Source organism: Comamonas sp. F1-6 (assembly GCF_039581415.1).
Classification (GTDB): domain Bacteria; phylum Pseudomonadota; class Gammaproteobacteria; order Burkholderiales; family Burkholderiaceae_C; genus Comamonas; species Comamonas thiooxydans.
Genome location: NZ_JBCPWN010000004.1, coordinates 167,319 through 180,194 on the forward strand (window position 1 = coordinate 167,319; position 12,876 = coordinate 180,194).

General features: G+C 56.9%; 10 protein-coding genes. 4 read left to right on the top strand and 6 right to left on the bottom strand.

Translation table 11 applies throughout. From position 1 onward, the window contains the following. The first annotated feature begins 168 nt into the window (after nt 1–168). The gene (locus tag AAIL66_RS06070) at nt 169–1,419 is read left to right on the top strand and encodes a helix-turn-helix transcriptional regulator (protein WP_343496240.1); all 1,251 of its coding nucleotides are present in this window, start codon (nt 169–171) and stop codon (nt 1,417–1,419) included. Between the two features lie 1,179 nt (nt 1,420–2,598). Here the strand turns inward: AAIL66_RS06070 and AAIL66_RS06075 are convergent. Next, the gene (locus AAIL66_RS06075; RefSeq protein ID WP_238585703.1) at nt 2,599–3,564 is read right to left on the bottom strand and encodes a 3-oxoacyl-ACP reductase family protein; all 966 of its coding nucleotides are present in this window, start codon (nt 3,562–3,564) and stop codon (nt 2,599–2,601) included. Nucleotides 3,565–3,841: 277 nt separating this feature from the next. Then, a complete protein-coding gene (locus AAIL66_RS06080) occupies nt 3,842–4,915 on the bottom strand; it encodes a linear amide C-N hydrolase (protein ID WP_034394203.1) in 1,074 nt (357 codons plus the stop codon). Nucleotides 4,916–5,065: 150 nt separating this feature from the next. Between AAIL66_RS06080 and AAIL66_RS06085 the strand changes: the two genes are divergently transcribed. After that, nucleotides 5,066–5,437, top strand: a complete 372-nt coding sequence (locus AAIL66_RS06085) for a hypothetical protein (protein WP_139032059.1) — start codon at nt 5,066–5,068, stop codon at nt 5,435–5,437. A 32-nt stretch (nt 5,438–5,469) separates the two neighbouring features. Here AAIL66_RS06085 and AAIL66_RS06090 read toward each other — a convergent pair whose 3' ends face one another. Continuing rightward, the gene (locus AAIL66_RS06090) at nt 5,470–6,624 is read right to left on the bottom strand and encodes a GGDEF domain-containing protein (protein ID WP_343496241.1); all 1,155 of its coding nucleotides are present in this window, start codon (nt 6,622–6,624) and stop codon (nt 5,470–5,472) included. A gap of 1,615 nt (nt 6,625–8,239) precedes the next feature. Next, nucleotides 8,240–9,118: a LysR family transcriptional regulator gene (locus tag AAIL66_RS06095; RefSeq protein WP_034377461.1), complete on the bottom strand. Its 879-nt coding sequence runs from the start codon at nt 9,116–9,118 to the stop codon at nt 8,240–8,242. A gap of 103 nt (nt 9,119–9,221) precedes the next feature. Here AAIL66_RS06095 and AAIL66_RS06100 point away from each other — a divergent pair, with 103 nt between their 5' ends. Together AAIL66_RS06100 and AAIL66_RS06105 are read left to right on the top strand one after the other, a co-directional pair. Then, on the top strand, nt 9,222–10,007 hold the full coding sequence (locus AAIL66_RS06100; protein WP_343496242.1) for a glutamine amidotransferase: 786 nt from the start codon (nt 9,222–9,224) through the stop codon (nt 10,005–10,007). Beyond that, nucleotides 10,004–10,693, top strand: coding sequence for an amino acid racemase (locus AAIL66_RS06105; RefSeq protein WP_034392349.1), 690 nt, complete (start codon nt 10,004–10,006; stop codon nt 10,691–10,693). The genes AAIL66_RS06100 and AAIL66_RS06105 overlap by 4 nt, the downstream gene beginning before the upstream one ends. Before the next feature lie 260 nt (nt 10,694–10,953). On the opposite strand, the gene AAIL66_RS06110 is transcribed toward AAIL66_RS06105, so the two are convergent. After that, entirely contained in the window at nt 10,954–11,853 is a 900-nt protein-coding gene (locus AAIL66_RS06110; protein WP_045839049.1) for a PhzF family phenazine biosynthesis protein, read from the bottom strand. A 232-nt stretch (nt 11,854–12,085) separates the two neighbouring features. After that, nucleotides 12,086–12,571 carry a thermonuclease family protein gene (locus tag AAIL66_RS06115; RefSeq protein ID WP_343496243.1) on the bottom strand — a complete coding sequence of 162 codons (486 nt, stop codon included), beginning with the start codon at nt 12,569–12,571 and terminating at the stop codon, nt 12,086–12,088. Between the last annotated feature and the right edge of the window lie 305 nt (nt 12,572–12,876).

A 12,876-nucleotide genomic window follows, 5' to 3' on the forward strand; every position in this document is an offset into this window, starting at 1 on the left:
TTTTTGCTAGGTTTCCTATCGTCTGATTTGACGATGCGCAGTTTGTGGGGATTCAGCAAAATCAAGGCATTTCTTGGGCCGACTTCTGGGTGCGTGCATCAATGAAGAACGCGCGCAGAGTTGAGTAACTGTGCGGTATTTGATGGGCCGGATTTTTTGAGACAGCAAATGCCCAAAAGCGATTACGCAACTTTTGATTTCTACAACTATCGCTCGGATGCTCTTCAGGCCGTCACCGGCTTTCCCGTCCCGTATGCCGTGGAGCCTGAGGCCGCTTCTTCGCCGGAACAGGCCTCGGTCATCGGTACCGAAGCCCTGAGTCAACTGATTACTGCGCTGTACGAGTCAGCCATGGACCCGCAGAACTGGAAGGTATTTCTGGAGCTGCTGCGCTCAAGTGCCAATGGCAACTACGCCTCGCTCGTGGTGCGCGACCCTCATGGTGAGAATGTGGGCTGGGTGATTTCTGCATCGAGCGGTCGCTCCGAAGTCATTCCTTACGACCCCTATGCGCAATGGAGCCCGTTTCTCGGTATCGCCAAGGACAAGGTGCTCACCCTGTCGGATGTGATGACGGAGGCCGAATGGCATTCCTGTCGCTACTACACCGACTGGTGCAAGGGGGTGAACATCGAGCACATTCTGGCCGTGGATGTCATGACCGATAACGGCTGCTCCTATGGTTGGCGTATCACGCGGCCTGCGGCGGCGGGAGCATTCGAGTCAACACATCTGGACGTGGTGCGCATGTTGGTGCCGCACCTCAAGCGGGTGTTGAACATGCAGCTGAATCTGCATCGTGACCGGCAGGTCATTTCGCTATACGGGCGTGCCACTGCGCAGCTGATGATGGGCGTGGTCATTCTCGATCAGACGGGGAAGCTGATCGAGGCCAACCCAGCAGCCACCACCATTTTGAACGTGGGCGATGGAATACGGGTCAACAACGGTGCGCTCGAGGCCGTCTATGCCAATGACAATCGCCGGCTGCAGCGTCTGATCCGCGATGCCTTGCTCTCTCCCAGGCTGGAGAGCGTCTCCATGACCGAGGGCATGTCCATCACTCGCCAGTCCGGTCAACTCAACTGGGGCGTGGTAGTGCAAAGCATCTCTCCCGATGAATGGACCGAAGGCAAGCAGCGTCCCAGCGTAGCGGTTTTTCTGCGTGATACGACGGGCAAGGCAGAGCCGCCCGTCAAGCTCACGCAGCAGCTTTTCCATCTGACTCCTGCAGAGACAGCAGTGGCCACGCATCTGAGCAACGGCATGTCTTTGGAGGAGGCGGCCGAGGCTTTGGGTATCAAACCCAATACCGCCCGCGCCCATTTGCGCTCCATCTTCTCCAAGACCGGGGTACGTCGTCAGACCGAACTGGTGCGACTCTTTCTCAACAGCGTGGCCTGGTTGGGCAATCATTGATTCCAACCCGGAAAACAGGCAAAAAAGGCCCGGCAAGCGGGCTGTTTCTTGTGCCTGGCTGGAAGCTGTTGTCAGCGTGGGGCTTGCATCCGTCATCGCCTCGTGGTTGTTGGAGTCGCAGTCATGGCGCTTGAAGTCGTCATTCACTGGCTGGGTCATGCCTTAAAGGTCGGCACTATCACGGCGGAGACGCTGCCTGCAAGGTTGAAACCAGGTTTGAATGCGAAGGCAGATGCGCCACCGACGTCTGGAGCTGTCGAATGCCGGTCGCAGCCTTTCTGTTAGTCGCTTAGTACGCTTGCTGCAGAGGCGAGAGCATCGAGCACTGTCGGCTGAGTTTCCTGCGCAGGCTGCATGCAGGGGAACAGGGTGGCAGTTGTTTGCAATGCGTTGCGGCATGGTCGGAGATCTTGCTTTCCATTTCGGCTCCTCGAATGAGAAAAGCACGCGACGGGCAGGGGTTGCAGGGCGGCGCTCGTCCCTGGCCTTCTTGAAAGCTGGAGGAGATTGATGAATGGCAACTGCCGCAGCGCTTACCAGATTGAGTGTTGAGGGCAGGACTCCAGAAAGTAAAAGCCACATAGCGGATAGCTATGGTTAAACTATGGCTGATTAATTCAGTGAGGCATGTATGGATCGAATGGATGCCAGCGCAACGTATGAAATGAGCCCGCGCAGGGTTGTGTTTGAGTACAGGACCAATGGTGAGGCTCGATCAGCAGCTATCAGTGGCGATGCGCTTGAGCGCCTGACGAGAGCCAAGGAACTTGCTGGAGCGGGGCAGAACTTGGCGGCATACAGAGCCCATTGGCAAGCAATTCATGGGCTGGCTGCGACAAAGCACGATCAAGGTCAGGGGCCTGTCGTCATTCGCGTCGGTGATATTCAAGCTCGATAGAGTGATGCGGGTCTTGTGCCAGGCTCTCTGTGCTCATGAAGGAGTCGGGCGGCAACCTTTCTTGCTTCCTGAATCTGGACGTCAAGCCATTCGGCCTTGGCGGCTGCAGCGGCCCGCTCTGTACCTTGCGAAGCGGCTGTAGAGAGTATGGGGCTTGCTTGATGGTGCAGTGCGCATGGCGTTTCTGGAAGCAAAAAGCTCGCGCGATGGCGAGCCTGTTTGTTGCTTGAGGTGGCTTGTCAGAGCCCACTCATGCGACTCACGGTTGGAGTGCAGTTAATTCATGTCGGGCGTCGTGGCGTTGGCAGATGGCCGCCGTCGACGTAGATGTTCTGACCGGTGATCCATTCGCCTTGGTCGCTGCACAGGAATGCGACCAAGTGGGCGATATCTTCGCCGGTACCTGCTCGACCCAGAGAGATGTAGCCGGCGATCATGTCGTCCCACACTTTGCCGCGAGGCACATCATCCAGGCGACTTGTTTCCACGATGCCTGGAGCCACGACATTCACGCGAATCTTCTTGGGGCCAAGCTCTCGCGCCATGATGGTGGTCAGGCCATTGATGGCCACCTTGGTGGTGGCGTAGGCGCCAGTGTCAGGTGCCAGCAGCTGCGCTGCCAGCGACGAGATATTGATGATGGCGCCGCCTTCTCCCTGTGCCCCCATATGTTTTGCGAACGCACGAGACATATAGAAGGTTCCGTTCAGGTTGACATTCATCACCCGATGCCATGTATCGATGGATAGCTCCGTCACTGGGATGCGGTCGTCGCCGCGGGTTGCGCCCGCGTTGTTGATCAGAAAATCCACACGTCCCCATTCTGCAATCGTGCGTGCAAGCAATGCGTCGATGGACTCTGGATTGCTGACATCGGAGACCACAGGCAGGGCGCGGCGCCCGAGCTGACGGATTTCATCCGCCACCGATTCGATATCTCGCCAATGCGCTTTGCGCTCATCTTCCGGATAGGTGTCGGGGGCGCGGCCCGTGCCCGTCAGGACAACATCACAACCCGCTTGCGCCAATGCCAGTGCAATGGGGCGACCGATGCTGCGCATCCGGCCTGCACCGGTGACCACGGCCACTTTGCCTTCAAAACCAGTCAACGTATACGACATGCCACTTCCTTGCGATAGGGACCCTGAACATTCAGGCGAATCAAGATTCTTCGGTCTGGCTTGATGCTCCTGCACTCCAATCTGCGCATCAAGGACGATGCAGCGGTTGAAGATCGAGCAACTCATCAGCCAGATTCTTGAAGTGGTGGAGTTGAGGAAAATCGTCTGATGAGACTAGGGATACGCGCCCATTGAAGGGTTCCTGCTTGCTTGTCAGTCAGGGGTCTTTTGGGGTGCGCTGAGTGCATGTGGATAAGGTCGGTACGCCTTTTTGCGGTAGGACAGTGGCAACTCGGAGGCAGGGTTGGCGGACCGCCAGCATTGGCTGATACATCGCGCTCCAGAAAGAAAAACCCGCACGGTGCGGGTTTGTATCAGGGCAGAATCATTGGCTGAGAAATGATCAGATGCCTTGAAATTTAAATGGCTCGGATGCCTTGAATTGGCCAGTGGCATCCCCTGAATAAGTGTGATTCTGGTCCGGTCCCAGATCGATCTTCATGACCTTGCCTTTTTCCTTGCTGAAGTCCAGTGCCTTCAGGTCTACCCAGAAGGTGTTGGGTGTCAGTGCCGACTCAAAGAAATACAGCTTGCGCTCGTGATCAAACACGGTGCGCCAGCGTGTGGAGGAAATATTGGGCTCCTCCGGCGTATTCAGGCCATAAGGAACAGAGGCATTGCGAATCACACTGAACACGCTGGCGAGCGCCTTGTTCGGGCTTTGATCCTTGGGTATTGCGTTCACGTAGAACGAAGCGCGGGCGAAGCGGTCTGCTGCACGGTTGGTGCCAGGCAGCATTGTGGTGCCTCCAATCTGTTTCCAGTATGCATTGAGCGCCAGTTGCTGGTCGAAGGTTGGCGAGTTTGTCATGACCTGGTATTGGCGACCATGATGAATGACTTGCTTGCCCGCGATGTATTCCACGATCGCGCTATCGCCGCTGGCGTCGGAGATTGAAAGGTGTACGGTTGTCAGCCGGTTTTCACCGGGCATGGTGTCGGATACGAGGGTGAATGGTTCCTTACTTAGCGCGGCTACTGCCTGCTGCACTGTCGCAAAGTTGTCCAGTACATATTGAGCCCAGGCGGCAATCGATAGGCCTGGCTTGCTATTGGTGCCAAATGCAGGGTATTGCGACTCGACGAGCCATAGAAGGTTGGCATTCAGACCGGCTTCGTTGACCCCGTCGGTAGTGGAAATGTCATAGCCTGAAGTGATGACGCTGCCGTACTTGGACGTCCAGCGCACAGTATTGGGGCCGGTTTCGCCAGTGCGCTGCATGCCTCGCGGCAGTACCCAGAGGTTGCTGACGATGTCACTCTTCCAGTCCATGGATCGTGCAGTGATCACTTGGCCGTTGGCTCCGTGAAATACCAGCCGTGTGCATGCCCAGGAACTGGACATGGCTGCTAGACCTGAAACTCCAAGTAGCAAGGCTGCCACACGAGGGCGGATACACGGCATATTCATCTTCATTGAGCCTCCATGGTTAAAAAATGTGAATGGTGCCAAGCATGCCACATGCATCGGTAGTGAGATATTGATCGAGCTCCAGCGACGTAGATGCCAGGCCATAAACATTCAAACTGCCTCAGTACCTGCTCTTGCAATAAGTCCAGCAAGGCAGTGGCGATTCATGAGCGTCGGGTGCATGTGCTTTTCCAAGCACAAAATTCCGCTGCATGGCAGGAAGGGCTCGATAAGTGGATGTTGAAAACGGCTGTGCGCATGGCACGTTTTATCTCCGGGCGCGGCCTTGGCGCCGGTGATGCTGGCGCTGCTCGGAAGAATGCAAGAGCATTGCGGCCTTCGCATCCCTTCGCCTCAATCGGATCGGTAGTCAGGCGCGAAGGCTTGGCCCTGGCAATGGCACCTCCTGTATCAAGGAAAGCTGCGATCGTGAAGGCTCTCGGCGTCCATGACCGCATCAAGAAGTGCAATGTGCTTGATAGCGGTGGGCAGTGGGCGGGAATGATCACTCACAAGGAAGTGATCTGACGGCTCAGGGTCTTGGCTAGCGAAAGTTTGATCTACGCGAGAACTACGCGATTGCGTCCAGCGGCCTTGCCTCGATACATAGCAGCATCAGCGCGCGAGATGAGGGCTTCTGCGGTTTCTCCCTGTCGATACTGAGTCGCACCCAACGTACATGTCACTCGCAGATCTTTGTGCACTAACTGTGTCCATGGGAGTGCTTCTGTGCTTTCGCGAATTCTCTCAAGCAACACTCCTGCCTGGGCCAGTTGTGTGTCACAGAGCACCAGAAGAAATTCTTCTCCGCCGTAACGACCAGCGCAATCGGCTGCACGAATCTGCGAGGACAGAAGTTGTCCAAAGGCTCGAAGTACTTGATCTCCTCCTTCATGACCGTAACGGTCATTGACCTGTTTGAAGAAGTCAATGTCAAGCATTGCGATGCAAAACGGGGCGTCTCTGCGTTGAGCCGCATGAATACATTGTTGCAGTCGATCCATGACCCCTCGGCGGTTTTCCAGTCCCGTCAAGTCATCGTTGCGCACCAAGTTTTCAATCTGCTTCAGCGCGATGGCCAGTTTTTCATTACTCGCACTGAGTCGATATTGCATGCCACGAAAGTAGGTGACCAGCACGCTGCATCGGACGACTGCTCCGAGCATGACGCCGACAGTGAGGAACTGCCCGATGAGGGTGTCGGTGGTCATGCGCATCTGTGGCCCTACCCAGTAAACAGCCAGTGCAATTGCAATGAGCGTGCAGCTCCAGGTCATCCAGAAGCTTGTACGCCGCGGTGCAAGAAAGCCGTCGGTACTGAAGACTAGAAGCATAACCAGTGCCTGGAACGCAACCTGAGGCGCTGCGACAAGCAAGCCTAGCACCCCTGTAACCGAGACCAGTTGGTGCCAGAAGAACAAGCCAGGGTCACTCTGAGTCTGGCTCCAGCCACTGGCGTAGGCCCAGGTGATAAAGGCCATCCCTGCACCTATCCAGAGCCCATACAGCAGCACTGCATGCAACGGCACGTAGCCTACCCAGCAGTGGCCGAGAAATAGCATGAAGGCATATAGATGGCTCAATAGGACCGAAGCGTGCAACTGCCATGTGCGCTTGCGCCAGCGTTCGAAATGCTGAGTTTCATTGGCAAGAGGCGATGAAGACTTAGGGCCCCACAAGGGTGGTCCGCGTGTTTTTTCAGGGGAGTGAGCCATTGCCGGTTAATGGTCGCCAAGGTGCGATTGGTTGTTGCAAATAACAGTTTGCCCGAATTCCGGCCCCGGAAAATTACGGTGAGTGACCTGACAAAGTTTGGGTCGAACTGATCGCTAGCGGTGCATACGGCAAGGCGACCCAGAGCCATTGGAAGGCTATATCGGTAGAAGTGTTTCCTGGCGCCTTCAACTCGACATGCCGACCTACAACACTGCGGTAAATGCTCTTGAACATTGCGATCCAGAAACAAAAAAAGCCCGCTTGAGCCGGGACGGTGCACGAATTGGGTAGGCAAACAGGAAGTTCAACAAGAACTTACATGCAGCGCGCGCGGCAAGACTAGCCTGCAATGCTCCACGTTCTTAAGGAGTTGCTATGAAAGCGCTACTTTTAATCGCGGCACTTGCCAGCATGCTGGCAGGATGCTCAATGATGCCGGGACGTAGTTCCGGGTCTATGCCTGCCGAGAGTTCCAGCCAGACGATGGGAGGAATGAATATGAGCGGCGACCGGGATCGCTGGATGCATGACGACAATGGACGTCCTTGGACCGGAGGTGATGGTGCCTTCTATGGCGCTCAGAACATGTAGGTGAATGGCAGGGTCAAGCTTTTGCTTCGAGGCACTGCACGGTCCTTTCGTCCAGCCGCTCGGCATACGTGCCTGGGCACACGAATTCGTCGCGCAGTGCCTTCACTGGAACAAAGGGCTCATCAGCCTGCCAGAAAGAACCGATCAGCCTCGACCTCAAGTAGACAGCCAAGTTTTATGGCTTCAAAGCTTCAAAAAACAGAGCGCATCAATACTGACTGTTGTATGAATTAGGTAAGCAAAGTAGCCGTTCAACAAGAATTTACAGCGGACACACGCCTCAGGAATAGCCTTGAAGACTCCTTCTTCTCAAGGAGTTGTCATGAAAGCGCTACTTTTAATTGCAGCAGTAGTCAGTACGCTGGCGGGTTGCTCGATGATGCCGGGGCGTGATGCCGGACACATGCCAGAGCAAGGTGCCCAGCGGACGATGGGAAGCAGTGATATGCGCTATGAATGGGGGCGTGGAGCGTATCAAGGTCCAGGCAGCATGCCGCTGTGGGCAGGCGGGGATGACACTTCTGGAGGCCTTGGCTGGCGCCGTGATTAAGCAGTAAGAACCACATCCTGTGCGAACGCCGCTATTTCCTACCAGGCACTCCAAGGATCTTCCTTTAGACACTGCACGGTCTTGTCGCCCAGCCACTCCGGGAGGTTCCGATCGCCTAGTATTGACTGGGTAAGTCCAGCATCCTTCAACCAAAGGCATATCCCAGTCATCGACCGCAATCATCACGCCTGTGGCGTTGGCGTCGATTTCAATAGGGAAATCATTGGGCTTGTCGAAGGAGTTGACGTGGTTGGCCTGCCTCAGTTCTTCCTGCGGCACTTTGATGAGCTTGGGCTAATCGTTGTTGTGGGACTTCAGGTGCTGCAAGAAGTTCGGTAGATGCGCTTGTGGACGATTTTGATCGACGGCCTATCGGTCAGGCGAGAGTGACTCGGAGCAGGCCGCTGCGGCTGCGGCATGGTGTCTGGTCGGAAACGACCAGGAGCGGCTGCTTAAGCTCAAAGAGCTTAAGGTCAACTCTTTAGGCGGTCGGCGGCCAGCATTTGCCTCAACGCCTCCGTGGAGGCTGACTCCTGCTGTGGCAACCAGACCAGATGCGTGGTCACTTCTGCATAGTGTCTGGGCAGCGGAAGCACTTGCAACTGTGGTTCGGCATGTACGGCCCTCAAGATGGAGCGCGGCATGATGCCGACGCCCGTACCGGCTGCAATGCAGGCCACGATGGCGTGGTAGGACGCCATCTCCAGAACGCGGTGAGGGGCAGTTCCGATGCTGGCAAACCATTCCTCCAGGATTCGACGGTACGAACAGCCTGCAGGGAATGCAATCACTGTGCAGCGTGACAACTGTTCCGAATCCAGCACACCGGTAGCCGAGCGTGCGGCGATGAGCACCAGTTCTTCATCAAATGCTTTCTGGGTCGCCAGTCCCGGTGCCGTAAACGGCTCAGAAATCAGCGCTGCATCCACTTCATAACGCTGAACCATGTCCAGCAACCGTGATGTGGATCCGGTAACCAGTTCGATGAATACATCCGGGTAGCGCTCATGAAACCTGGATAGAAACGGAGGCAGTCGCGCCGCAGCCGTGCTCTCCAGTGTGCCCAGTCGCAGCGTACCCTGCGGCGCCCGAAGCAGCATTGCGGACTCGGCCTCTGACGACAGTCGCAATATCCGTTCGGCGTAGCCGCGCAGTACCTCGCCTTCGGCCGAGAGCTTGAGCCGGTTGCCATGCCGCAAAAAGAGTTGCACGCCCAGACGCTCCTCCAGATTGCGGATGCGCGTGGTGACATTGGACTGCACGCGGTTCATCTGCCTGGCAGCCTGGGTGACACTACCGGTATCCACAACAGACTTGAAGAACGCCAACGATTCCAGATCGATCTTTCTCATTTGGAGATTTTCTCATCATTGGAATTCAGTATTCATGATGGATTTGTTTCACTAAAGTGTGAGGTATTGCCACCTTCCTACATTTCTCGTGGACTCTCAATCTTTGCTGCTGATCCAGGCGGGCACGCCGCCCGAGGACATTCGAGTCATCGCAGGCGATCTTCCCCAGTGGTTTCTGGCAGCTGCCGGCTGCAGGCCCGAAACCATGGACATAGTGAAGGTGTATGAAGGAGAACCTCTGCCCGAGCCCGGGCAGCACCGTGCGGCGATCATCACGGGCTCGTGGTCCATGGTGACCGATCAGCATCCCTGGAGCGAAGCGACCGCCATATGGATACGGCAGGCTGTGACACAGGGGATGCCTCTCATGGGAGTTTGCTATGGGCATCAGCTTATGGCTCATGCACTGGGAGGAGCAGTGGACTACCACCCTGACGGCAGAGAGATGGGGAGTCTGGAAATCGAACAACTGGCGGTTGCTGAGCCGGACGCCTGGCTTGCCGGATGCCCACCTCGCTTCCTGGCCCACCTCACACATCTTCAGACCATCCTGCGCCTGCCCAATGGAGCCAGGGCATTGGCTCGCTCAGCTCACGATCCCCATCAGATAGTCCGATACAGCCCCACCGCGGTGTCCGTGCAGTTTCATCCAGAGTTCACATCGGAAGTCATGGCAGCCTGCATCAATGCAAGAGCGCAAGTGCTGCGCGCGGAAGGTCTGGATCCAGCAGCCATGCTGCAAGGTGTTAGTCCGACACCAACGCCGTTGATGCTGCTAAGGCGCTTCATCGAAACACATGCTGGCACCGTTTCAGCAGGCAATTCAGCGGCCTCGCTGAATGTCGCCATGGGCAACCACCCGGAATTACCTCAAGGAACAGCGAAATGAAGAAACTCGGCCTCATTGGTGGCATCGGCCCGGAGTCCACCGTGGCCTATTACCGAAAAATCATTCACGGCGTTCAGACACAGACGGGCAAGGAGAATCTGCCTCGCCTGTCCATCGAAAGCCTCAACGCTTTCAAGGTGTTCAGCCTCTGTCGTGAACGCGAGTTCGAGCAGCTTGCCGACTATGTGCTCGGGGCAATTCACAGCCTGGCCGCCGGTGGTGCGGACATGGTGGGTTTGACTGGCAATACGCCCAACATCGTTCTGGACCGCATACTCCCGCTGTCGCCGGTTCCCATAGTGAGTGCCATTGATGCCACGTGCAACGCGGCACAGGAGCGAGGCGCGCGAAAAGTCGGTTTGCTGGGTACCGTGTTCACCATGACGAATACATTCTTCAAGACACCTTTTGAAGATCGGGGCATACAAGTTATCGTGCCCAGTGAGCATCAGATTGCGCAAATCCAGGCCAAGATCGAGGCCGAACTTGAGCATGGCCTTGTCAAAGAGAACACTCGCCAGGAGTTCGTTGCCATCATTCGGGATTTGCAGCAACGTGAAGGTATCGACCATGTAGCACTCGCCTGCACTGAACTGCCGCTGATCCTTAGTGACCGCAACAGCCCTGTTCCCTGCCTTGATACCGTCGAAATCCACGTAGAGGCATTGGTTCGTGCGGTGCTTTAGAGCTGAGCCTACTTCAGGCCCAGCTGCCAACGTTACTGCGGTCTTCTCGACCGAACGGCGACAGATTCAATCGGCCCAGCCGTTCAGACGCCAGTTCGGCATCTGCAATGCCACCTTGTACATTGCATCTCACTTCAAGGGGACTTCAAGCTTGGTCAAGTTGCCAGCCAACTTGTACAAGTCGCTATTGGTGCCCACGAGGCGCTGCTGAAGTTGGCTGCATTGATCGTCGGTGCACGCCTCATGGATCGGGGGCGCTCTTACAGTTGGACCGTGCCTTGCATGCAGGTGACTGTGTGGCCTCCAATCCACAGTTGTTGCTGTGCATCCTGCTGCACGGACACTCGGCCGTTGCGGCCAACGCGGATCCCTTGGCTTGCCACGTAGGGCGCCTGCATATGTTTCTGGGCGATTAGCCACTGAGCCAGGCTGCCATTCAGGCTGCCGGTAACCGGGTCTTCCACACCGGTGGTGGAAAAGGCGCGCACTTCGAGCTGTGCCTGTGTCTCCTGACAGGCATTGCCGATCAGTGGCATCGCATTGGTGGCTCGATACAGAGCAGCCACCCCTACCTTATGGCCCAGGGCCTTGATGCGTGCCAAGTCGGGCTCCAGGCCGAGAACGCTGTCGGTATTGTCCAGCAGCAGGCACAGCCACTGTGCTCCATTGTCCAGGTAGGCGGCATCCTGCACCTGGGCTGCATCTATGCCCAGAGCCTCGTAGATCAGGTGCAAATGGTCAGGCAGGGGCAGGGCCTGGTGGGCCGGAGTGGCGAATGCCAGGCCGTGGATCGAGCGCTGGATGGGGATCAGACCCTTGGCGCACTCTTGCACGATGCGCTCTGGATGCTTGGGGACCCCGCCCTGGGCGAGCCAAGCGTGGCAGGTGCCCAGCGTCGGGTAGCCGGCAAACGGCATTTCGGCAGTCGGGGTGAAGATGCGCACTCGATAGTCGGCGCCCAGGGCGCGGCCCGCGTCCGTCGGGGGCAGGACAAAGGTGGTCTCGGACAGGTTGGTCCAGCGCGCAAAGTTTTGCATCTGTGCATCGTCAAGGTCGCGCCCATCGAGCACTACAGTCACGGGGTTGCCGCGGTAGGGCACGACCGTGAAGACATCCACGGTCATGAAAGGGCGGGGCTGAAGGGCGATGGCGGTGCTCATGGCGGAGGGATGTTGGTGTGGACAGCGGCAAACAGGAAGGCGCACAGCCTGCGAGACGTTGCGCGCGGGGCAGGGTATGCCTGCGACGAGGGTGACGCTGAATCATGTCATACGCTTGCTGGCGTTTTCACTTCGGAGCGGCTGCTTTGTGTTGCATCGACCGGTTGAATCCGCCCTGTGCAGCGGGCAATAACATGAAAATCCTGATCTGCTCGCTAGGGCGACAACCGACTTAGGGTTTGCAGAAACCCGCGCGAGTGCGCCGATTGCAAGGCACAGCCGGCTCTGGATCACGCCACAGCCCGACTTTGCGTGCCATGGCCTCTTGCTCGGCAAACTCATACTGTCCACGCGCCTGGGGAGACTGTTCGTGGCCACGGGCGCGGTACCACCGGGCCATGCCTTGGGTGATCATGGCCAGGCCGGCATCGAGCGTGCGCGGCCCGCTAGGTGCCGATGCAGGCGTCACCCAAACAGAGCAGATCTGTCGCTGGTATCCATCTGTCTTGGTGCAGCGCAGTTCGGCCTCCTTAAGAAATGTCAGCTCAGCCAATGCTTGTCGGGCTCTCTCGCCGAATGGCTGCTTGCGCTCGGGTGCATTGATGCCCTGCAGCCTGACCGTGACCTGCTCATAAGCGCCAGGCTCACCGCAGCGCACGGTCAGGGTGCGACCGTCGGAGATGCCGATGACGAGGCAGAGAAGGGTGGCGGCAAGCATGGCTTCAGTCTATTGGGCAAGAAAAAGGCCCGCAACGCGGGCCAATCATCAATCCAGATAGATGTACAAGTTGTTGATTTCAATTGCCTGCAATTGCTCGGCTTTGTTTGATTCTTCAGGCCATCTTCATGGCTGGAAAGCAAGCAAATCAACAGCTCGTATGTGTAAAGGTGTCTGCAAATGCCACCGGCTCGTCATCCTGAACCGGGGGTTCAGGTGGGCAAGAGCAACCTATCGTTGGGTTCATCTGACGCGAGACGATCACGCTCAATAGGTGATTTATCAAGCCCATGCTCGTTGAGCAT

Excerpts from the sequence above, each read along its gene's own strand:
- AAIL66_RS06070 (WP_343496240.1), top strand. The coding sequence starts at position 169 with ATGCCCAAAAGCGATTACGCAACTTTTGATTTCTACAACTATCGCTCG.
- AAIL66_RS06075 (WP_238585703.1), bottom strand. The coding sequence starts at position 3,564 with ATGAGTTGCTCGATCTTCAACCGCTGCATCGTCCTTGATGCGCAGATT.
- AAIL66_RS06080 (WP_034394203.1), bottom strand. The coding sequence starts at position 4,915 with ATGAAGATGAATATGCCGTGTATCCGCCCTCGTGTGGCAGCCTTGCTA.
- AAIL66_RS06090 (WP_343496241.1), bottom strand. The coding sequence starts at position 6,624 with ATGGCTCACTCCCCTGAAAAAACACGCGGACCACCCTTGTGGGGCCCT.
- AAIL66_RS06095 (WP_034377461.1), bottom strand. The coding sequence starts at position 9,118 with ATGAGAAAGATCGATCTGGAATCGTTGGCGTTCTTCAAGTCTGTTGTG.
- AAIL66_RS06105 (WP_034392349.1), top strand. The coding sequence starts at position 10,004 with ATGAAGAAACTCGGCCTCATTGGTGGCATCGGCCCGGAGTCCACCGTG.
- AAIL66_RS06110 (WP_045839049.1), bottom strand. The coding sequence starts at position 11,853 with ATGAGCACCGCCATCGCCCTTCAGCCCCGCCCTTTCATGACCGTGGAT.
- AAIL66_RS06115 (WP_343496243.1), bottom strand. The coding sequence starts at position 12,571 with ATGCTTGCCGCCACCCTTCTCTGCCTCGTCATCGGCATCTCCGACGGT.